Here is an 18,302-nt window from a genome sequence, read left to right as displayed (position 1 = left end):
ATGTCACCCCTGGCCAGCCTGCCATGCTTGCCCTGCCTGCCATGCGTTACGTAACTCTTCGGGGCCGGCGTCCAGTTCGCGGATTAGCGCCCACACGGCCTCGGCGGCGGGCGAAAGCGAGCGGTCGCGTCGGCGCACGAGTTCGACGGTGCGCTCGGCGCGCGGCACGAGCGCGCGTGCGATCAGCGACGACCCCGCCGGCACCGGCAGCGCAAACCGCGGCAGCACGCTCACCCCCACCCCAGCCTCCACGAGACCGAACGCCGTCGCCGGATGCCCCAGCTCCTGCACGACGCGCGCGCTCACGCCCTGCTCCCTCAGCACCGCATCGATCAGCGGGCGGCTGCCCGAGGCGTGGTCGAGCAACACGAGCGCCTCGCCGCCGAGCGACTTCCACGCGACCTGCTGCTCGCGTGCGAGTGCGTGATCGCCGCGCACGACCACGCAGAACGAGTCCGTGGTCAGCAACTCGGTTTCGAGATCCTCCGCTGCAAACGGTCCGATGACGACCCCGAAATCCACCTCGCCCGAACGCACCTTGCGCAGCACGTCGCTCTGCACATCGTCGCGCAGGCCGAGCGTCACATACGGGAACTGCCGCCCGCACGCGGCCACGACCTCGGGCATCAGACGGCACGCGATGGTTGGACTCGCCGCCACGACGACGCGGCCGCGCCGCTGCTCGCCAATCTCGCGAATCTCGCGCAGCGCGTCGTCGAGATCGCCGATCAGGCGTGGAATGCTCGCAATCAGATTGGTGCCGACATCGGTTAGCTGCACTTCACGCGTGGTGCGATCGACGAGCTTCACGCCCATCTCCGCTTCGAGTTCGCGCACGCAACGACTCACCGCGGACTGCGTGAGGCCGATCTCTTCGCCGGCCCGGCTGAAGCTCTGCAGCCGCGCCACTTCGATGAACACGCGCAGCTGTCGCAAAGTCACATTCATCCAACGGCCTCATGAATTCTTCCATTTCATGCAATTTTATGACAGGAAGCAATCACGTTACAGCGGTAAAAGTCCAGCCCTAAACGCACACAGTCATCTCGCCGCAATGCAGCAATACGGCGCAAACGCACGCCCAGCGGGTATCTATGCACAAGATTGGTGATTGTCCCGATTTCCCGATGATGCGTTTTCGAGTCTCATACGGCCCTGGCAAGCACCCGCGCAGGCTTGACGCCACGCGGCTTCGAGACGAAAGCGTGCGAGCTGGCACGCTTCTCGCATTAAGGCACGTACAGGATCGCAGGACGGTCCACGGCTTTTCGAGGATGGCCCGTCCAAACCGATTCCGCCTGGTACTCCGCCAGCCGGCCGGAAGTACATGAAGAGTGCGCAGCGCGGGGCAGCGCACCGAAGATAGCTTCGCTGAGGTGAAACATGATGCTGTTCGACGATTTGAGAGACAACGAGTGGGCGCTGGTCGAAGTGTTGTTCTGTGCGGAACCCGCACGGAGCGAACGGCGCGGACGGCCTCGCGTCGAAGCGCGTGCCGTGGTCAACGCAGTGCTTTGGGTGCTTTCGACGGGTGAAGGCTGGTCCAAGCTGCCGGGCCGCTATCCCTCGCCGCCCACCTGCCGCCGCCGCTTCGACGAGTGGCAAGCCGACGGCACGCTGGCCGAAATCGTGAAGCGTCTGGGCACGAGCGGCCGCGAGATCTCGCTGCGCGGACGCATCGGCGCCACGGCCACGAAGCCGCCCGCACCGCCGAGCCGCGACCGTCTGCGCGGCGCCTTCTGGACCAATCCTGAGTCATGGCGCGCGCCTGCCAAAATGGCCTGAGCGCCTCCGGCGCGAGGCTTGCCGTACCTGTACCACTTTTGTTTTTCCCGCCGGGCGCTGCACGCGCCCGGCACCCGACTTCCGCGGCGCACGCCGCGCGACACCACTGCGACGCCACCTTTTAGCGCCCGTGCCCCTGAGCCATTGAACCGGCGCGGTCTACTGACCACCATCGCCCGCCTTGCGCGCGGCACGCCGAACGCCTTGCGCGTTCGCCATCGCCCCGGGCATCCCGCTTCACGGCCGTAGCGACCTACACCAAACCGGACGGCACAACGCCGGAACCGGTGTGTACGAAACATCTATTTACCAATATTTACAGCGTGCTTTCGCAAGGAACATTAGCTTAGAGCCATGTCTACAAACGTCAACTACCCGTATTGACGGGAGGCTTCCATGAAATCCATGACTCTGCTCAACCGGGGCTTCATGGTTTCTCTCTCCGCCCTTGTACTCCTTGCGCCCCTGTCACTCTCGGCTCCGCTCGCGTCCTTGCTGACGCCCGACGCCACAGCTCAGCCGCCACGCGCTGGCACACCGCACCTGTCCATGGCGCGCACTGGCGCGCATTCGTGGGGACTTGCCGATAACCGTCGCGCCGATGATGCTGCGCAACCCGTACCGCGCGGCAACCTGCGCGGCGACATCGTCGATAACGCGCGCCGCAGTGGAGCACCGCGCCAGGATCGGCCAAACACACCACGCAGCCGCTAACCACGCTACCGATGTTCGGCTTGAAGATGATGGGAACCACCGCGCCCGAAGCCGGTCTACTCTTTGCCATTAAGCACAGCGTGGCAGCAGTAATTCCGGTAAGCCCGTATCTTTCGATACGGGCTTTTTTTTGGCGCTGCTATAAACCGGATTGACCGGCTTCGTCGGAAGACTGCGCGACGGCATCGGCGACATACTCTGCCATGCGCTGCTCAGTCCAGTTGAGGGAGCGTTCGTCGCGGGAGAGGCGCGTGAATTCGGCACGACCGCGGTCGGTCAGCACGGCGATATCGACCGGCGCGTGGAAGCCGGGAGCGGGAGCAACGGTGCGCTGCCTGACGGTGTCCATGAGCCCCAGGTCACGCAAATATTGAAAAACTCCCGGGCGCCGTGCCCACGGGACCTGCCGATACTGCACCCGCCGCAACGCTTCGAGTACTGCTTCGTTGGAATACGTGGTCATCTCACTTCTTTCTTAAAATGCAGTCCTGCGGCCATCCCGCCTGCTGCGGCGCAATGCCAGCAAGGGCTGCAACGGCTGCGGGATACGCGGCCAGGCGCCCTGCCGTTTCCCCGCGCCGTGGCAAGGACTGCAGGTTATTCGGGGCCCCGAGAAAGTGCGGCGCACTGGCGCCCGACACGCATCATCCCGAAAACAATACGTTACCTCATTCAAATTGATTCTATTCGGATTATTTGCGCTATTTTTTGCGCTGTTCATGCTGTGGCGAAGCGCACGTCGGCTCGTCGCGGCCACGGCCGTCATCTTTTTCTGGCTGCTCGGATCGGGGTGGCTGGCCCAGCCGCTAGTCGATCTCGCGCAGCCCCGAAACTATCGCACTCCCTACGATCCAGCGTCGACACCCGCTTGCGCGTTCGGCCCGCGCACAGCGATCATCATGCTCGGCGGCGGCACGAACGAAAGCCCCGATGGCACGCTCGTGCCCAAGCACGACGTGTACGCGCGCATTGCGCTGACGGCCGCGTTGCAAGCACGCTGCCTCGCGGCCGGCGGCATATGCAAGGTGATCGTGAGCGGCGGCAACCCGCAGCATCACGCCGCCAGCGAAGCCGATACCTATGCGCCGTGGCTAGCACGCGCGGGTGTCGCGAAAAGCGATCTCGTGCTGGAAAATCGCAGCCTCACGACCTGGGAGAACGCACGCAACGTTGCACCGATCGTGCACGTCCAGCGCGCGGACAGGCTCTTCGTCGTAACCTCGGCCTATCACATGCACCGCGCAATGCTGGACTTTCACCGCTTCGGGATGAATCCTGTGCCAGCTGTGTCGGACGTGCGCCGCGTGCACACGGGCATCTGGCCGCGGCGAGCCAATCTGCGCGACGCGGAAACGGCGTTGCACGAATTGATTGGGATTGCGCAGTTTTATGTGTACCGCATGCTCGGCTGGTTCTAGGCTGCCCGGCCGACGAACGGTACGAACGAGCAGGCGATGGACAAGAACGGCCACGAGGCAACAACGTGGCGACAACATCCGCGAGGATATGTAAAGATATGTAACAAGCGCGCGCATGCCTTATGCGATGTCATCTGGAACGAGTATTCGATCGTTAGAATGGCATGCCAATCCTGCTTAGGCAGGCACAGGCTGGGTCCATAAACCGCTCCTTCGGAGGTAGTGATGAAAAAAGTGTCCCTCGCAGTCCTGATTTCGCTTTCCGCCCTGACGGGCGCTGCCTATGCGCAAACGGAAAACGGCGTCACGATGAGCACCGATCCGGCCAAGGCTGCTGATGTCGAGCAGCGTGCGCAAGGTCTGCAGGCGCAACAGCAGGCAGCCGCCCAGGCGCCGGCCGAGATGCCCATGAAGCATCACCAGAAGAAAGGCAGCCACGCTTCGCATCACAAGGCGCCTGCCAAGAAAGCCGCAGAGTAAAGTTCGCTCATCGGCCCCTGTGGCCGTGCAGGGCGGGCGCGCCATGCCGAACAAGCCGATGCCGGTCCCCGGTATCGGCTTTTTTCTTGCTTGGCGCCTGGCACCGAAGCGCACGGTTGCCAGCAAGTCGCTTCGCGCGGGGTATGCTAAAGTCGCGCACCCGGATTTCACCACCTGTTTGTGCGCGACTCGCGCGGAGAAACATCCATGAGCAACATCCAGCTCGACATCGAATGGACCGAAGCAGCATCCCGCAAGATCGAAAAGCTGATGCCGCGCGGCAAAGACGGCGACGCCTTTCTCGCGCTGCCCCCCATCGAATGCCTGCCGATGGAAGGCGACGTCCTGTTCCTCGGCCCGCAAGGCAAGCAGCAGCCGTTCATTGTCGCCGAGCGTCAATATCACCATGAAGGCGACGCCGACTGGACCATCATCCTGATCCTCGACGTGCCCGATACGGCGCACTAACTCGTTCATCGAGTCACGACTGCACGGCACCTCCACGGTGCCGTTGCGACATCCGGGCCGCGCGTCGAGCCCACCATGAAGGCCGCCCTTCCCCATAGCCGGCTCGTCACCCGCCTCGTCAGCCTGGCAAGCATAATTTGCCGATACTCCGTACACTGGCGGTAAAGCGTACTGCTCAGACCGCCATGCGCCTGTCGTTGCGCCTAGCTGCGCTTCATCGTCCGCCGTTCGTCTGCGTGCCTGTCCTGTTGCGTGCGAGCGCAGTCCAATCCGCTTGCGCCGGACCGGCCGCAGTCGGCCAGTGAATTTCACCAAGCGCCTCGAGGTGCGCCCCAGCGCCATGTCGAACACGCAGGCATCGCTCGCCACGCTGCTCACGCATCTGGAACCGCATGACGGGCGGTTTCGAGCGCGCTGGCACGGAACGCTGCTCGAAAGCGTATTCCAGCCGGTGCTCTCGATCACGCATCAACGCGTGGTCGGTTACGAGGCGCTGTTGCGCGTCGGCGGCACCGCACCCGGCAATCCTGCGTCCAGCAGCACCGGTCCCGCCGCGCTATTCGCACGCGCAACGCCCGAAGCCGCGCGCGAGCTCGACGAACTCGCGCGCTGTCTGCATCTCGCAAATTTCACCGCCCAGGGCATCGCAACGGGCTGGCTCTTCCTCAACTCGCTGCCGCACCCCACACCGGGAGACTGGCCGACACAAGCCGCCATCGACGGGCTGTGCCGCCACTTCGCCTTCCCGCATGAGCGCGTGGTGATCGAAGTGCTCGAGCAGCGCGCCGGCGACGAGCCGGCCTCGTTTCTCGAAGCCCGCCCACCGCCGGGCGGACGCGACTTCCTCGTCGCGCTCGACGATTTCGGTGCGGGCTTTTCGAATTTCGATCGCGTCTGGCGCTACCGTCCCGACATCGTCAAGCTCGATCGCTCGCTCGTGCAGCGCGCCGCAAACGGCGAGAGCCATGTCTCATTCGTCGCCAGTCTCGTCTCGATCCTCCATCATGCGGGCGCGATGGTGCTCGCGGAGGGCGTCGAGACCGAACAAGAACTGATGGTGCTGATGCAGGCCGATGTCGATCTCGTGCAGGGCTTCTGGTTCGGCCAGCCGCACGCCTCGGTGCGCGAGGCCAGCGCCGACGCGCCCGCGCTCGCGCAAACGATGTGGCGACGCTTCGCCGACTATCAGCGCCACAGCCGGTTGCACGAGCAGGTCGATCTTGGCAAGGTGACGCGTGCCATGCTGCGCGGGGCACGCGTGCTGACCTCGGGCGGCGCGCTCGAAGCCGCCGCGGCGGCGATTTTCGAGCACGTCAATGCGCTGCGCGTCTTCGCGGCGAACGATCAGGGCGAACAGCATGCGCCGTCGATCGCGGCGCCGGGCGTCGGGCCGCCGGCCCGGCTCGCGCCGCTCTATCCGGACACGAACAGCAATTGGTCGCGCCGCGAATACTTCCGGCGCGCGCTCGCCGCGCCCGGACGCGTGACCGTGATGGGACCGCACTACTCGCTTCATGACGGCGCGCTCTGCTACACCGCCGCCATCGCGCTTGACTATGCGGGCGCAACGCACGTGCTATGCGCCGATTTCCCGCCGGCGCTGGCACTGCGCGAATCGCCGCGGGGCCAGGCAGCGGCGCCTTGAACGCCCGGCGGCGCGATGTGCAGCTTCATCTGTGCCGCTGCCGCTTCATTCAAGCACGCGGCGGCGCCCCGCTTTCACCTCGCCTTTGCGCGCCTTGCCGTCGAGACGGCGCAGCTTCGACGCACGCGTGGGCCGGGTGGCCACGCGCGCCTTCCTCGTCACACTCACACTGTCGATGAGCGCCTCGAGACGCTCGAGCGCGGCGGCGCGATTCTGCTCCTGTGTGCGGTATTCCTGCGACTTGATAACGACCACGCCCTCGTGCGAGATACGCCGGTCGGCGAGCGCAAGCAAGCGCATCTTGAGCACGTCGGGCAGCGACGACGCGCGGATGTCAAAGCGCAGATGAATCGCGCTCGACACCTTGTTGACGTTCTGGCCGCCCGCGCCCTGAGCGCGAACGGCGGAGAGCTCGACTTCGTGCAGCGGAACAGGCAAACGGGCAGTCATGGCGGGTGCGAATGCAGGAGCAAAACGGCAGGAGCAAAGCGGCCCGGCTGGGCCAAGCTTCGCAGTGTCGCACACGACCGCACGCGGCGTCCGGCATTGCAACTCAAGGAGAGGCAGCGCGAAGCACCCTGTTGGACGATCCGGGACAATACGGGACACGCTGGACGCACAACACGGGACGCCTCCCGGAACCCGAACCGGTCCACACTAGCTCGGGCACACGATATGCATAGACGCGTATTATGGGTCACGGCAGGGTCGTTTGCCGATGGCCGGCCCTTGACTCATACTTTCTTCATCCATTTCTGGAGCGCGCCTCCCATGAAGCTGCGTCCAGCTTTCGTTGCCGAACTGGCGGTCAACCTGTTGCTGCCGTGGGTCGCGTACCGGCTCGCCCAACCTCACTGGGGCGAATTCGGCGGCCTCATTGCCTCGGCCATTCCGCCGCTCCTCTGGAGCATCGTCGAACTCGTGCGCTTTCGACACGTCGACGCGCTCTCGGCCGTCATTCTGCTCGGCATCGTGCTCTCGCTCGCCGCCATGGCGTTCGGCGGCAGCACCCGCATGCTGCTGATGCGCGAAAGCTTCGCTTCGGGCGCAATTGGCGCCGCGTTCCTGTTTTCGCTGCTGGCGAAACGCCCGCTGGTGTTCTACCTGGCGCGCGCCACGGTCGCGCGCGAAACGCGCGAGGGCGTCGCGCGGCTCGAGTTGCTATGGAGCGAAAATCGCAGCTTCGTGGCGGCCATGCGCCTGCTCACCGTTGTCTGGGGTGCCGGGCTCGTCGCCGATGCCGTCTTGCGCACCTACCTCGCCGCCACCTGGCCAATCGAGCGCGTTCTGATCGTCTTGCCGATGCTCGGCTATGGCGTGTTCGGCGCGCTGCTCGCGTGGACCTTCTGGTACCGCACGCGCATGCGCCGTATCCGCGGCACGCACGGCCTGTTCGGCGACGCCACCACGCAGGGCGCGGACTGACACACCGGCCGCCCGGCCAGGCGGCCGCCACTGCGCACCGAATCAACGCGCGCCACAGCGGTCATCGCTCGGCGGGCGCCTCCCAAACGACGCAGCCCGCACCGCCGCGAGAAGCCCGGCAATACAGAGACGGGCAGATCGCACCCGAAATCATTTAAACTCAGCGCCACAGTCCGCGGCGCACCGTCCGCACCCGAACACTACCGGCAGTCGATGCGCTACTCCGTAGAAATCAGGAAATTCCTTTATAGCCAGTACTTCTACGGCGGCTTGCGCATCGCGGTCGGCATCTCGCTTCCGGCCATCCTGTGCCTGTTTGTCTTCGACAAGAGCGATCTCGGCTTCACGATCTCGACCGGCGCGCTCGGCGCATGCGTCGTCGACATGCCGGGTCCCCTCAAGTACAAGCGCAACGAGATGCTCGCTTGCAGCGCGATCGGTTTTCTCTCCGCGTACGCAACCGGACTCGCCACCTTCAGCCCGGTCGCGCTCTGGGCCACGGTCGTGCCGCTCACCTTCGTGCTCTCGCTGATCGTCGTCTACGGCAACCGTTGGCCGCAGATCAGCTTCGCCACGCTGTTCATGATGGTGATGACGCTCGAAGAGCATTTCACGCCGCATCAGGCGCTCGTCAACGCGTCGTGGATCCTGCTGGGCGGCCTTTGGTACACCGGCTGGTCCACCCTGGTGAGCCGCCTGATGCTCGATCGCATCGAGCAGCAGGCGATCGCCGAAAGCGTGTTCGCGTGCGCCGATTATTTGCTCGCGCGCGCGCAGTTTTTCGACCTCGACAACGATCTCGACGAGTGCTACCGCAACCTCGTCGCCAAGCAGATCGCGGCGGTCGAGCGCCAGGACGCCGCGCGCGACATCGTCCTGCGCAACCTGCCCAAGCTCAAGAGCGGCAAGATCGACGCGCGCCGCGCGACGCACTTCAACCTGTTCATCAACACGGTCGACCTGCACGAGATGTTCGTGGGCGCGCACACCGACTACCCGCTCGTGCGCAACACCTTCGGCGGCTCCGATCTGCTGGCCTTCTACCGCGACCTGATCCGCAAGGCCGCCGCCGACCTCGAGGACATCGGCCTCGCGGTGCTGCAGAACGAGGCGCCGCGCGCGACCATCAACGTGAAAGCCGAGCTGCGCGCGATCGAGTACGAGCTCGAGCTGCTCAAGAAGCGCGATCTGCCCGCGACGGACCCGGAGGCCTACGCGGCGGTCTCGGCCTCGTTCCGGCGCATCTGGAGCGCGACGCGCCTGATCGACCGCATGCGCCGCGACCTCGCGAACGAGACGCCCGCGACCGAGACGGAGCTGCGCATCGACGAAGCACTGGAGCGATTCGTGACGAGCCGGCGCGTGCCCTTCCTGCAGATCTTCTCGAATCTCACGATGGCCTCGCCGAGCTTTCGCCATGCGCTGCGCGTGACGATCGCCGTGGCCGTGGGCTTCTGGCTCGGGCGCCTGTTGCCGCTCACGAACGCCTACTGGATCGTGATGACGAGCATCATCATTCTCAAGCCCGGCTACTCGCTCACGCGCCAGCGCAACGCGCAGCGTATCGTCGGCACGCTGATCGGCTGCGCGGCGAGCATCGCGCTCATCCTGCTCGTGAAGCAGCCGCTCGTGCTGCTCGTCTCGATGTTCGCGGCGATGGTGATGAGCTACAGCCTGCTGCTCTTCAACTACACGGCGAGCGTGGTGTTCACCTCGGCCTACGTGCTGCTGATGTTCCATCTGCTTGCGCCGGGGAATATGCGCATCATCGGCGAGCGCGCGATCGACACCGTCGTTGGCTGCATGATCGCCGTCGGCGCGAGCCATCTGTTCCCCTACTGGGAATATCGGCTGATGGGCAAGCTCGTGAACGACATGATCGCCGCGACGCGCAGCTATCTGGAAGCGAGCTGGTGGTGGAGCGGCCGCACGCGCGGCGCGCAGCCGGCGTTTGCGGCGGCGATGCCCAGCGAGGCGAGCGCGCGCGTGCCGGCATTCGCGACGGCGTCGAGCGGCGCGCCGGTGGCGGAGGTGCCGGTTGCGGCGAACGTGACGGATCACGGCGCACCTCGCGATCTCAAGGCGGCAGCATCAGCAGCCCAGAGCGCCGGCGAGCAAACCGACGTCGCGCTCGAAGCCGGCCCGCAACCGCCGCCATCCGCATCCGCATCCGCATCCGCATCCGCTCAGCCCGCGGCATCGACGGGTAGCGCAAAGGCCAGCACGCAGGCGAATACGCAGGCAGGCAGCGCGCCATCGACGTCGGCTGGCGCCGCCGTCCCCGCGCTCGCGCGCGACTTCCGCTACCGGCTCGCGCGCAAGAACGTGCACATCGCCTTCGCCAATCTCGGCCAGGCATTCCAGCGCATGATGCTCGAACCGAAGTCGGCGCAGAAGTTCGTGCCGGAGCTCAACGACCTCCTCGTGCGCGGCCACGTGCTGGCCTCGCAGATCACGGCCACGGCGCCGCTGTTGCGCGACACCGCGAATGTGCGGCCGGGCGCGAGGCTCGATGCACTCGAACACGCGCTCAACTGCGTGCGCGAGAACCTGGTGGCCGCCGAAGCGGGCACGCCGATCCACGACGATCAAACCGAGATCACGAAGCGCATGACGCGCGAACTCGACACGATGGTGGTGGAAACGGAGCGCTCGCTCGGCACCGCCAGCGAATTCGCGCAGGACCTGAAGCTGCTCGCACATCACTGCAAGCAGATGCTCGCGGCGTCCTGGATCCTTCGCAAGGACGCGAGCGTGATCCGGCTTCCCGAAGAATGAAAAATGCGGCGGTGACCCGGGTCGCCGCCGCAACGAGTTGCGCCGGCGCTCAACGCGCCGGACTGCACATCATTGCGCCGCGCTGGCTGAGCTAGCAGCGCTGGCTGGCTGCGACGCGGCAGCGCTCGCGGCCGACGCACCGACGGTCTCGTTGTACTCGCGCTTGCTGCGTATCGCATTGAAGAGCACGGTACCGATCACGATGAGCACCACCACCACTATCAACACGCCAACACCAAAGGCGGGGTTCTTCTTGCGCGGTTCGTTCATGGATCGTGCCCTGCCTGGGTAATAAGAAAAGGAAACGGGCATTCTACGCCGCCGTGCCTTGCGGACTGCTTGCGGGCGACTCGCGGACTGCTGCGAAATGCCCCCCGGGCGAAATTACGGCGGGCGCTCAGACGCCGCGCACCGGCAGCGCCGTTGAATATTTGATCTGCTCCATCGCAAAACTGGAGCTCACATCGAAAAGCGGCACGGCGCGAATCAACTGCTTGTAGACGCGGTCGTAGTCGTCGATATCCGAGACCACCACGCGCAGCAGATAGTCGGTCTCGCCGCTCATGCGATAGGCCTCGACGATCTCGGGAATCTCCTGCACCGCGCGCGTGAAAGTCTGCGCCCACGCCTCGGTGTGCTGGTTGGTGCGCACGGCGACGAACACCGTCGTGCCTACGCCCAGCTTCTTCGGATCGCATAGCGCCACCTGGGCGCGAATGACGCCGGTTTCCTTGAGCCGCTGCACGCGCTTCCAGCACGGGGTCTGGGAAAGGTTCACGCGCTGGGCCAGCTCCGCAACCGGCATGGTCGCATCCTGCTGCAACAGCTCCACCAGTTTCCTGTCGATGATATCCATTCCCGGTCTCCCCGTAGCGTAGAAATTTCTTCTATCTTACGCCGCAATAGGGAAAAAGAATGGAAACTCTTTCTCGACGCCGGGCGCTATAACTCTTTCTGTAAGAACGACGAAAAGAGACCGCCATGAACGCCCCTTCCGAACCCCTTCTGCTTCAGGCCATGCGCGCGTCCAGCATGGCCGGCGCAACTGGACACACAGCCGCCGTCGCGCACCTGTGCGCGGCGCTCGATGAGGCGTTCGACGCTTGCCGGACTCCAGGCAAGCCGGGCACGCCCGCCGATCCGTCACGCTGTGCAGCCTTCGCGCGCGGTGTACGCGCCGCGCTGGCACAGGCGCTGGCCGACCCGACGCTCGTCACAGTCGCGCAGCGCGAAGGCAGCGCCGAGAAGTATCGGCGCCACCTGATCGCGGCCGATCCGCATGGGCGCTACGCGGTCGCCTCGCTCGTCTGGCAGCCGGGCCAGGCGAGCCCGATCCACGCGCATCACACGTGGTGCGGCTACGCGGTGCTCGAAGGCACCTTGACCGAAATGCTCTATGCCTGGGACGAGGCGCGCCAGGGTGCCGAGGTGGTGCGCGCGCACCTGCGCGCGGCGGGCGCCATCAACTTCGGCGGACGCGGGCGCGCGAACATTCACCGGCTCTTCAACGGCAGCGCCAGCACGTGCATTTCGCTGCACGTCTACGGTGTATCGGGAGGACAGTTCGCCACGCACGTGAACGACATCGTGCCGCTCGTGGCCTCCGAAACCTGCGCGCGGGACGCTGCGGTACAGGCCATCGCCGTATAGCCGCGCGAGAATCCTGGTCGTTATTTCGTCATGCAGATCAATATGGCGCGTTCGCGCCACCTGCATCCCCACTGCCCAGAGCGTGAAACCATGACGATGGGGCAAAATCGGGAGGCTTCAGTGTAGCCGCAGTCGGCAGGCGCACACGCCTTGCACGCGTGCCCCACCAGTTACCCCATTCCGCCCTTCACGCCGTTCAATACGCCACGGTTGCGAGCTGGCGGATGAAGCGGCCCTGCTCCAGTTCGTCGACGAACGCGACGGCGTAATCCTCGGCGGAGATGCGGCTTTCGCCGCGTGTGTCGGCGATCAACGTGTCGGCGCCCGTGCGAAACGTGCCGGTACGCTCACCCGGCGCGATCAGCGCGGCGGGCGCGAAGAAGGTCCAGTCCAGATCCGTCACCGTGCGGTAATAGTTCAGCGCGACGCGATGCGCAAGCGCGATCGGCTTATAGGCGTCGGGGAAGCCTGTGGTATCGACGAGCTGCACGCCCGGCGCGACTTCGAGCGAGCCCGCGCCGCCCACCACCACGAGTCGCTTGAGGCCCGCCGCCCGCGTGCCTTCGACGAGCGCACGGCTCGCCGTCTGGAGGTCGTCGAGCTGGCTCATGGGCGGCGCGTAGGCGCTCGCGACCACGTCGTGGCCGCGCACCGCCGCCGCCACGTTCGCTGCGTCGAGCAGATCGGCTTTCGCGGCATGGACATCGGGCGCCACGGCGACGCGCTCGGGCTGGCGCACCAGCGCGCTCACCTGATGCCCGCGCCGTGCCGCTTCGGCCGCAATACGCGAGCCGATCATGCCGGTTGCGCCAAACAACGCGATCTTCAGTGACTTGCTCATTTTCCAGCTCCTGTACGAAATATTTATGTAACTATTTTAGTTACATTTAAGCACCTAAAAAACGGGGCAACGCCCCGTCAGGATATGCATTTGCACGTACCGCTCACACCTATCACGCACCTACCAGGCACCGTCCGTTCAAACTTCGCCGCGCTCACGCGCGACGCGGCGCCTTCGGCACGCGTGCCCGTTCGAGCTTGCGTTCGTTGCGCTGCATGTCCTCGACTACGTCGGCGAGCGTGCGCGTAGCGAGTGACGCCTCCATTGCGCGCTGCGCGTCGTCGATGATGCCGCGCAGCGTCTCCTGGATGTGCCGCCCCACCATGCAGGCCGGATTGGGCTCTTCGCGATGCAAGGCAAAGAGCTGCGCGTCGTCGACCGCACGGTAGATCTCCAGCAGCGTGATCGTGTGCGGCTCGCGCGCCAGCAGCGCCCCGCCGCCCGCGCCAAGCTGCGACGCGCTGAGTCCCGCATTGGCGAGCATTGTCAGAAGACGCCGGATCAGCGCAGGGTTCGTGTTCACGCTGCCCGCGATGATTTCCGAGGACAACGGCGCGCCCTCCTGCAATGCCAGCAGCGCGAGCACATGAACGGCGAACGCGAAACGGCTACTCGTATTCACAACAAACCGGCCGCGGGAAGCACGGCGAGATAAAGTGTAACCATCATAATTACATTAATTGCGAACGTCAATTGCGGTCAGCTCTGGTCAACTGCGATTGACTGCACTCAACAGCAGACCCGCACGGCGCCCGTCACTGGTTCTTGCCCGCTGCCGCGCCGGCCGCAGCCGAACTGCTCGCGGCCCAGCGCTGGAGCGAACTCCCCGCCATCGAGAGGCCCGTGCCCGTGGCCGCCGCTGCGTTGCCGAGCATCGCATGGGCCGCGCTCGCCGCCGCCTGCCACTGCCCGCGCGCCTGCGAGGCCATGGCGTCGGCCGAGGCGCTCGCGCCCGAGGCAATCGACGCGCGCGCGCCCTCGTCCTGCGCCTGAAGCTGCGCACGAGCTTGCGCTTGCGTTTGCGAAGCCGCCTGGCCGAGCTTGTTCTGCGCGACGCCGAGTTGCTGGTTCACGTAGCTGGCCGCCTTGTCCAGCGTCTGGGCCGCCTGCGCGGCGGCCTGGCTGGCCGCGAGCTGAGCGGCTTGCTGTGCGGCATCGGCGGACTTCTTGCTCAGATCGGACACCGTCGCGTTCTGCTTGTCGCAGCCAGCGGCAAGCGCCACGCACAGCAAAACGGGCACGATGCCCAACCGTTTCGAAACCTTCAAAGACATGGTCATCCTGAAAAAGACGCCGCACCGAGCGGCTTGCAAAGATGAAAACGCGGCAATGATACGCTGCCGCGCCGCACGATCTCCCGCGCGACCAGCGAAAAACCCGCGCGCTCGAACACGGGGCGCGCGAGCGCGCTGGCGTCGGTGTCGAGCGTGCTCGCCCACGCCTCGCGCGCAAGGGCCTCGAAGCGCGCGATGAGCGCGGAGGCGAGGCCCCGCCGCGTCCAGCCCGGCGCGACGTAGAGCATCTCCACATGGTCGCGCGGAAAGAGCTGGCCGAATGCAACCGGCTCGCCCGCATGTTCGGCAATGAGCGTCACGCCACGCGCGAGACGGGCGTCGAACGCGTCGAGATCCTCGGCCACCGCAGCCCAGGCCGCGCGCTGCCCGGCGTCGTAGTACGGCGCGGTCAGCCTCAGGATAGCGTCGCGAAAGAGCGAGGCGAGCGCCGCCGCGTCGTGCTGCGCCACGTAAGCGCGCCAGACGATGGCGTCATGCACGCGCTGGGGATCGGGATCGGCCGCGCCGGCCTTCGTAATATCGTCAAGCATGTGAAGTAGACTGCGTGGACGCCTGTTCCGTTCCTCCGCCCCCCAATAGCAACAACGCAGCAACAACGCAGCATCCACAGCAACCGCAACCCGCAACAACCCGCATGGAGCCAAGCGATGGCAGTCAAGAAGATTCTCTTTCTCACCGGCGATTTTGCCGAAGACTATGAAACGATGGTGCCATTCCAGGCGCTGCAGGCCGTGGGCCACAAGGTCGACGCCGTGTGCCCGGGCAAGAAGGCCGGCGAGCGCATCAAGACCGCGATCCACGACTTCGAAGGCGATCAGACCTATACCGAAAAGCCGGGCCACCAGTTCGCGCTGAACGCGAGCTTCGACGAGATCGATCCGCGGCACTACGATGCGCTCGCCATTGCGGGCGGCCGTGCGCCCGAGTATCTGCGCCTGAACCCGAAGGTGATCGAGATCGTGCAGCACTTCGCGCAAGCGAACAAGCCGGTGGCCGCCATCTGCCATGCGGCGCAGTTGCTCGCCGCCGCCGAGGTCATCCGCGGCAAGCGCATTTCGGCTTATCCGGCGTGCGCGCCCGAAGTGCGTCTCGCGGGCGGCGAATATGCCGATATCGCCATCGACAGCGCCGTGACTGATGCGCCGTTCGTCACCGCGCCGGCCTGGCCTGCGCATCCCGAATGGCTGCGTCAATTCCTCGCCTTGCTCGGCACGCGCATCGAGCCCTGAAGCACGGACCGCGCGCCGCCGCCATGCGCGGACGGCGCGCGCTATCCGGCAGAGAATCGCCAGAAACGCCCGCCGGCCCGTTGTGCACGTACCTGACAATATTTAACTCAATCGCGCGAAAATTCGGACCACTCCGATGCCAGTCCTTCCCTGCACTTCCGACAATGTCCTTTTGATTGCAGGAATGCACGGCGATGGATCTGACGGATTGGGTGGTTTTACTCGCGATTGTCTTGATGGCGATCTCGTTCTTTTGCAAGCGCACGAGCCGGTGCGGGACCTCTGCCGAGCGCGCGCGCCATGCGCGCGGCACGCGCATGCTGATTCAGGCGGGCGTCGCACTGTGGAGCGCGTTGTTCATGCTCGAACGCACGCTGGTCTCGCCGGGCAGCCTGCACAGCGCACACCTGAATCCTCACGCCGCGCTGGCCGTCGTGCTCGCGTTGGTCATCGCGGGGTGCCTCTGGTCGATTCGCGGCCGCAGCCTGCTCAAGCCACGGCGCATCTTTGCCTGCTGAACCGGCTGGCTGGCCGGGCATTCACCTGAGCACTCACGCCCCGGTCGAGCCCGAGCCGGCTCCACCCATGACCCGAAGACCCGCCAGCGGCCCATCCGCAGCCGGAGCACCCGCCACCGCCGTGTCGCCCGGCGCGGCACCGCCGCCCGCCGGCGCCGACGGTGCCACGCCGTTGCCCGCCACGCCGTCGGTCGCCACGCCGTCAGTCGCGCTTTCGATCACGCCATCGCCGTACCGCTCGCGCGAGCGCTCGTGCGCAACCACGAGCGCCACGGCAACCCCGGGTGCGGGCGGCACGACTGCCAGTGCATCGGGCAGCGAAAGATAGAACGTCGTGCCCTCGCCTTCGACCGATTCCACCCAGATGCGTCCGCCGTGCCGCTCGACCATGCGGCGCACAAGCGCGAGCCCAATGCCCTCGCCGGGCGCGACGTTGCCGTGCATGCGCTGGAAGGCCTGGAACAGGCGCGGCCGCGCCACCTCGGGAATGCCCAGTCCGTTGTCGCGCACGTAGAAAATCTGCAGCGACTCCACCCCTGGCGGCGCGCTGGCCGTGCCGATCTCGACGCGTCCCTCGCGCGCGGGATCGAGATAGTTGAGCGCATTGCCAATCAGATTCGCGAAGATCTGCTCGAGCGCGGTCGGGTCGCCCCACACCGGCGGCAGCTCACGCACGCTCACCTGGGCGTTGCGCGCGCGCACCGAGGCATGCATCGCATCGACCACGCGCTGCACCAGTTCCTGTACGTAAACGCGCTGACGCCGGTACTCCACGCGCCCCACGCGCGCGAGCCGCAACAGCGCGTCGATGATATGCGAGGCGCGCAGCACCGCCGTCTGCAAATAGCGCAGCGCCTCGCCGATATCCTCGTTGATGATCCGCTCGACGCGCGCCCGCGCTTCGGGACCCAGCGAAGAGCGCGCCACGCGCTCGCGCAAGTCGTCGCAGGCGTGATTGAGTTCGCGCGAAAAACCTTGCAGGTTCACGAGCGGCGCACGCAGGTCATGCGACACGCTGTGGATGAACATCTCGTTTTCCTGGGTCTGCTGACGCAGGTCCTCGTTGATGCGCGCAAGCTGCTCGGCGCGGCGCGCGAGGTCGGCCTCGAACCCGAGCCGCAGCCGCTCCGCTTCCACGAGCCGCTGGCTGATCTGATGCAGCGTGAGATCGAGCTCGGCGATCTCGTCGTTGCCGGTCGCAAGCGGCGCGAGCGGTTCATTGCCGGCGAGCCGGCCCGCGTTGTCGGAAAGCGCGTTGAGCCGCCCGCGCACGCCGCGCGTGAAGAGCCAGACGGCCAGCGCCACCAGCATGATCGAGCCGATCACCGCGGTCATCACGAGCGACTGCTGCTGCGCGCGCGCCTGCTCGGCAGCCGTGACGCGCATCACGTCGAGGCGGCGCTCCTCGGTCTGAAACGAAGTGACCTGGGTGCGCACGCGGTCGAGGGCATCGGCGTCCGAGTAGGTGCGAAAGCGCTCGATGAGATCGGCGCGGCGCCCGGAATGCAGCAGATCCTGAATACGGTCCGACCACTGGCGATAGCTTTGCACCGCCTGACGGATCTTCACGGCGCGCTCGACCTGGGACGGATTGTCGGCGACAAGCTCCGCGAGCCGGTCGATCCGTCGATCGACGTCCATCCACATCGCGACCGGCGTCGAAAACCGCGCGTCGCCCGCGGCCACCGCGCCGCGCAGCTGCACCGATTCGACCAGCACCGGCTCCAGCACGCGGCCCGCCTGCGTGAGCACGGCCTGGCTGTGCTGGCCCCCGCGTTCGGCACTTTCCGCGTCGGCTTCGGCCTTCACGATAGCCGACAGCAGCGTCAGTTCGAAGACGGCCGGGATCGCGATCAGCATCAGCCCTTTGGTGGTGAGGCGCATTGCGTGGCGGTTCGGGGTGTCCGGACGGCTAGAGGTGTGGGTTCGACCATTATGTCGGCGCTTGCATCCATGTGCATTCCACACGCGTTCCATGTGTGGCCCGGGCGCCGCGCAACCGGCGCACCACCGGCGCACCACCGGCGCACCACCGGCGCACAACAATATTTCGAAT

20 protein-coding genes and 1 pseudogene are annotated in these 18,302 nt (G+C 65.9%); 11 read left to right on the top strand and 10 right to left on the bottom strand.

Features of this window, described 5'->3' with window-relative positions:
* Window positions 1–3: 3 nt before the first annotated feature.
* Window positions 4–948 carry a LysR family transcriptional regulator gene (locus L5014_RS11840; RefSeq protein ID WP_238463809.1) on the bottom strand — a complete coding sequence of 315 codons (945 nt, stop codon included), beginning with the start codon at window positions 946–948 and terminating at the stop codon, window positions 4–6.
* Window positions 949–1,386: 438 nt separating this feature from the next.
* Between L5014_RS11840 and L5014_RS11835 the strand changes: the two are divergent.
* A pseudogene (locus L5014_RS11835) lies at window positions 1,387–1,782 on the top strand (transposase); the annotation flags it as partial.
* A gap of 399 nt (window positions 1,783–2,181) precedes the next feature.
* Entirely contained in the window at window positions 2,182–2,499 is a 318-nt protein-coding gene (locus tag L5014_RS11830; protein WP_238463807.1) for a hypothetical protein, read from the top strand.
* 139 nt (window positions 2,500–2,638) lie between these two features.
* On the opposite strand, the gene L5014_RS11825 is transcribed toward L5014_RS11830, so the two are convergent.
* Window positions 2,639–2,962, bottom strand: coding sequence for a hypothetical protein (locus L5014_RS11825; protein ID WP_238463806.1), 324 nt, complete (start codon window positions 2,960–2,962; stop codon window positions 2,639–2,641).
* Between the two features lie 256 nt (window positions 2,963–3,218).
* Here L5014_RS11825 and L5014_RS11820 point away from each other — a divergent pair, with 256 nt between their 5' ends.
* The 4 genes from L5014_RS11820 (at window position 3,219) to L5014_RS11805 (ending at window position 6,510) form a co-directional block, all read left to right on the top strand.
* Window positions 3,219–3,917 (top strand): YdcF family protein, encoded by a 699-nt coding sequence (locus L5014_RS11820; RefSeq protein ID WP_238463805.1) that lies wholly within the window; start codon window positions 3,219–3,221, stop codon window positions 3,915–3,917.
* A 225-nt stretch (window positions 3,918–4,142) separates the two neighbouring features.
* Window positions 4,143–4,397: a hypothetical protein gene (locus L5014_RS11815; RefSeq protein WP_238463804.1), complete on the top strand. Its 255-nt coding sequence runs from the start codon at window positions 4,143–4,145 to the stop codon at window positions 4,395–4,397.
* A 207-nt stretch (window positions 4,398–4,604) separates the two neighbouring features.
* Complete coding sequence (locus tag L5014_RS11810; RefSeq protein ID WP_238463803.1) at window positions 4,605–4,865, top strand: DNA-binding protein; 261 nt, start codon at window positions 4,605–4,607, stop codon at window positions 4,863–4,865.
* Window positions 4,866–5,205: 340 nt separating this feature from the next.
* Window positions 5,206–6,510, top strand: a complete 1,305-nt coding sequence (locus L5014_RS11805) for an EAL domain-containing protein (protein ID WP_238463940.1) — start codon at window positions 5,206–5,208, stop codon at window positions 6,508–6,510.
* Window positions 6,511–6,555: 45 nt separating this feature from the next.
* Here the strand turns inward: L5014_RS11805 and arfB are convergent, their stop codons facing one another.
* The gene (gene arfB / locus L5014_RS11800) at window positions 6,556–6,960 is read right to left on the bottom strand and encodes an alternative ribosome rescue aminoacyl-tRNA hydrolase ArfB (protein ID WP_238463802.1); all 405 of its coding nucleotides are present in this window, start codon (window positions 6,958–6,960) and stop codon (window positions 6,556–6,558) included.
* Window positions 6,961–7,281: 321 nt separating this feature from the next.
* Between arfB and L5014_RS11795 the strand changes: the two genes are divergently transcribed.
* Window positions 7,282–7,935, top strand: coding sequence for a VC0807 family protein (locus tag L5014_RS11795; protein WP_238463801.1), 654 nt, complete (start codon window positions 7,282–7,284; stop codon window positions 7,933–7,935).
* Window positions 7,936–8,148: 213 nt separating this feature from the next.
* Entirely contained in the window at window positions 8,149–10,713 is a 2,565-nt protein-coding gene (locus tag L5014_RS11790; protein WP_238463800.1) for an FUSC family protein, read from the top strand.
* 69 nt (window positions 10,714–10,782) lie between these two features.
* On the opposite strand, the gene L5014_RS11785 is transcribed toward L5014_RS11790, so the two are convergent.
* Entirely contained in the window at window positions 10,783–10,983 is a 201-nt protein-coding gene (locus tag L5014_RS11785) for a hypothetical protein (protein ID WP_238463799.1), read from the bottom strand.
* Between the two features lie 127 nt (window positions 10,984–11,110).
* Complete coding sequence (locus tag L5014_RS11780) at window positions 11,111–11,569, bottom strand: Lrp/AsnC family transcriptional regulator (RefSeq protein ID WP_238463798.1); 459 nt, start codon at window positions 11,567–11,569, stop codon at window positions 11,111–11,113.
* A 125-nt stretch (window positions 11,570–11,694) separates the two neighbouring features.
* Between L5014_RS11780 and L5014_RS11775 the strand changes: the two genes are divergently transcribed.
* Window positions 11,695–12,363 carry a cysteine dioxygenase family protein gene (locus L5014_RS11775; RefSeq protein ID WP_238463797.1) on the top strand — a complete coding sequence of 223 codons (669 nt, stop codon included), beginning with the start codon at window positions 11,695–11,697 and terminating at the stop codon, window positions 12,361–12,363.
* A 196-nt stretch (window positions 12,364–12,559) separates the two neighbouring features.
* Here L5014_RS11775 and L5014_RS11770 read toward each other — a convergent pair whose 3' ends face one another.
* From L5014_RS11770 to L5014_RS11755, 4 genes are all read right to left on the bottom strand, one after another.
* On the bottom strand, window positions 12,560–13,204 hold the full coding sequence (locus L5014_RS11770) for an NAD(P)-dependent oxidoreductase (protein ID WP_238463796.1): 645 nt from the start codon (window positions 13,202–13,204) through the stop codon (window positions 12,560–12,562).
* A gap of 154 nt (window positions 13,205–13,358) precedes the next feature.
* On the bottom strand, window positions 13,359–13,826 hold the full coding sequence (locus L5014_RS11765) for an Rrf2 family transcriptional regulator (RefSeq protein ID WP_238463795.1): 468 nt from the start codon (window positions 13,824–13,826) through the stop codon (window positions 13,359–13,361).
* Between the two features lie 133 nt (window positions 13,827–13,959).
* Window positions 13,960–14,478 carry a hypothetical protein gene (locus L5014_RS11760; protein ID WP_238463794.1) on the bottom strand — a complete coding sequence of 173 codons (519 nt, stop codon included), beginning with the start codon at window positions 14,476–14,478 and terminating at the stop codon, window positions 13,960–13,962.
* Window positions 14,479–14,480: 2 nt separating this feature from the next.
* Complete coding sequence (locus tag L5014_RS11755) at window positions 14,481–15,029, bottom strand: GNAT family N-acetyltransferase (RefSeq protein WP_238463793.1); 549 nt, start codon at window positions 15,027–15,029, stop codon at window positions 14,481–14,483.
* A 117-nt stretch (window positions 15,030–15,146) separates the two neighbouring features.
* Here L5014_RS11755 and L5014_RS11750 point away from each other — a divergent pair, with 117 nt between their 5' ends.
* Both L5014_RS11750 and L5014_RS11745 read left to right on the top strand, forming a co-directional pair.
* Window positions 15,147–15,728: a DJ-1/PfpI family protein gene (locus L5014_RS11750; protein WP_238463792.1), complete on the top strand. Its 582-nt coding sequence runs from the start codon at window positions 15,147–15,149 to the stop codon at window positions 15,726–15,728.
* Window positions 15,729–15,922: 194 nt separating this feature from the next.
* Window positions 15,923–16,246 carry a hypothetical protein gene (locus tag L5014_RS11745; RefSeq protein WP_238463791.1) on the top strand — a complete coding sequence of 108 codons (324 nt, stop codon included), beginning with the start codon at window positions 15,923–15,925 and terminating at the stop codon, window positions 16,244–16,246.
* A 33-nt stretch (window positions 16,247–16,279) separates the two neighbouring features.
* On the opposite strand, the gene L5014_RS11740 is transcribed toward L5014_RS11745, so the two are convergent.
* Window positions 16,280–18,130, bottom strand: coding sequence for a sensor histidine kinase (locus tag L5014_RS11740; RefSeq protein WP_238463790.1), 1,851 nt, complete (start codon window positions 18,128–18,130; stop codon window positions 16,280–16,282).
* Window positions 18,131–18,302 lie beyond the last annotated feature (172 nt).

This window comes from Paraburkholderia tagetis, from assembly GCF_022213065.1.
GTDB lineage: Bacteria > Pseudomonadota > Gammaproteobacteria > Burkholderiales > Burkholderiaceae > Paraburkholderia > Paraburkholderia tagetis.
The sequence above is the reverse complement of the archived record's forward strand: the minus strand, read 5'-3'. Positions and strand labels throughout refer to the sequence as shown.

Excerpts from the sequence above, each read along its gene's own strand:
- L5014_RS11840 (WP_238463809.1), bottom strand. The coding sequence starts at position 948 with ATGAATGTGACTTTGCGACAGCTGCGCGTGTTCATCGAAGTGGCGCGG.
- L5014_RS11830 (WP_238463807.1), top strand. The coding sequence starts at position 2,182 with ATGAAATCCATGACTCTGCTCAACCGGGGCTTCATGGTTTCTCTCTCC.
- L5014_RS11825 (WP_238463806.1), bottom strand. The coding sequence starts at position 2,962 with ATGACCACGTATTCCAACGAAGCAGTACTCGAAGCGTTGCGGCGGGTG.
- L5014_RS11820 (WP_238463805.1), top strand. The coding sequence starts at position 3,219 with ATGCTGTGGCGAAGCGCACGTCGGCTCGTCGCGGCCACGGCCGTCATC.
- L5014_RS11815 (WP_238463804.1), top strand. The coding sequence starts at position 4,143 with ATGAAAAAAGTGTCCCTCGCAGTCCTGATTTCGCTTTCCGCCCTGACG.
- L5014_RS11810 (WP_238463803.1), top strand. The coding sequence starts at position 4,605 with ATGAGCAACATCCAGCTCGACATCGAATGGACCGAAGCAGCATCCCGC.
- L5014_RS11805 (WP_238463940.1), top strand. The coding sequence starts at position 5,206 with ATGTCGAACACGCAGGCATCGCTCGCCACGCTGCTCACGCATCTGGAA.
- arfB (WP_238463802.1), bottom strand. The coding sequence starts at position 6,960 with ATGACTGCCCGTTTGCCTGTTCCGCTGCACGAAGTCGAGCTCTCCGCC.
- L5014_RS11795 (WP_238463801.1), top strand. The coding sequence starts at position 7,282 with ATGAAGCTGCGTCCAGCTTTCGTTGCCGAACTGGCGGTCAACCTGTTG.
- L5014_RS11790 (WP_238463800.1), top strand. The coding sequence starts at position 8,149 with ATGCGCTACTCCGTAGAAATCAGGAAATTCCTTTATAGCCAGTACTTC.
- L5014_RS11785 (WP_238463799.1), bottom strand. The coding sequence starts at position 10,983 with ATGAACGAACCGCGCAAGAAGAACCCCGCCTTTGGTGTTGGCGTGTTG.
- L5014_RS11780 (WP_238463798.1), bottom strand. The coding sequence starts at position 11,569 with ATGGATATCATCGACAGGAAACTGGTGGAGCTGTTGCAGCAGGATGCG.
- L5014_RS11775 (WP_238463797.1), top strand. The coding sequence starts at position 11,695 with ATGAACGCCCCTTCCGAACCCCTTCTGCTTCAGGCCATGCGCGCGTCC.
- L5014_RS11770 (WP_238463796.1), bottom strand. The coding sequence starts at position 13,204 with ATGAGCAAGTCACTGAAGATCGCGTTGTTTGGCGCAACCGGCATGATC.
- L5014_RS11760 (WP_238463794.1), bottom strand. The coding sequence starts at position 14,478 with ATGTCTTTGAAGGTTTCGAAACGGTTGGGCATCGTGCCCGTTTTGCTG.
- L5014_RS11755 (WP_238463793.1), bottom strand. The coding sequence starts at position 15,029 with ATGCTTGACGATATTACGAAGGCCGGCGCGGCCGATCCCGATCCCCAG.
- L5014_RS11750 (WP_238463792.1), top strand. The coding sequence starts at position 15,147 with ATGGCAGTCAAGAAGATTCTCTTTCTCACCGGCGATTTTGCCGAAGAC.
- L5014_RS11745 (WP_238463791.1), top strand. The coding sequence starts at position 15,923 with ATGGATCTGACGGATTGGGTGGTTTTACTCGCGATTGTCTTGATGGCG.
- L5014_RS11740 (WP_238463790.1), bottom strand. The coding sequence starts at position 18,130 with ATGCGCCTCACCACCAAAGGGCTGATGCTGATCGCGATCCCGGCCGTC.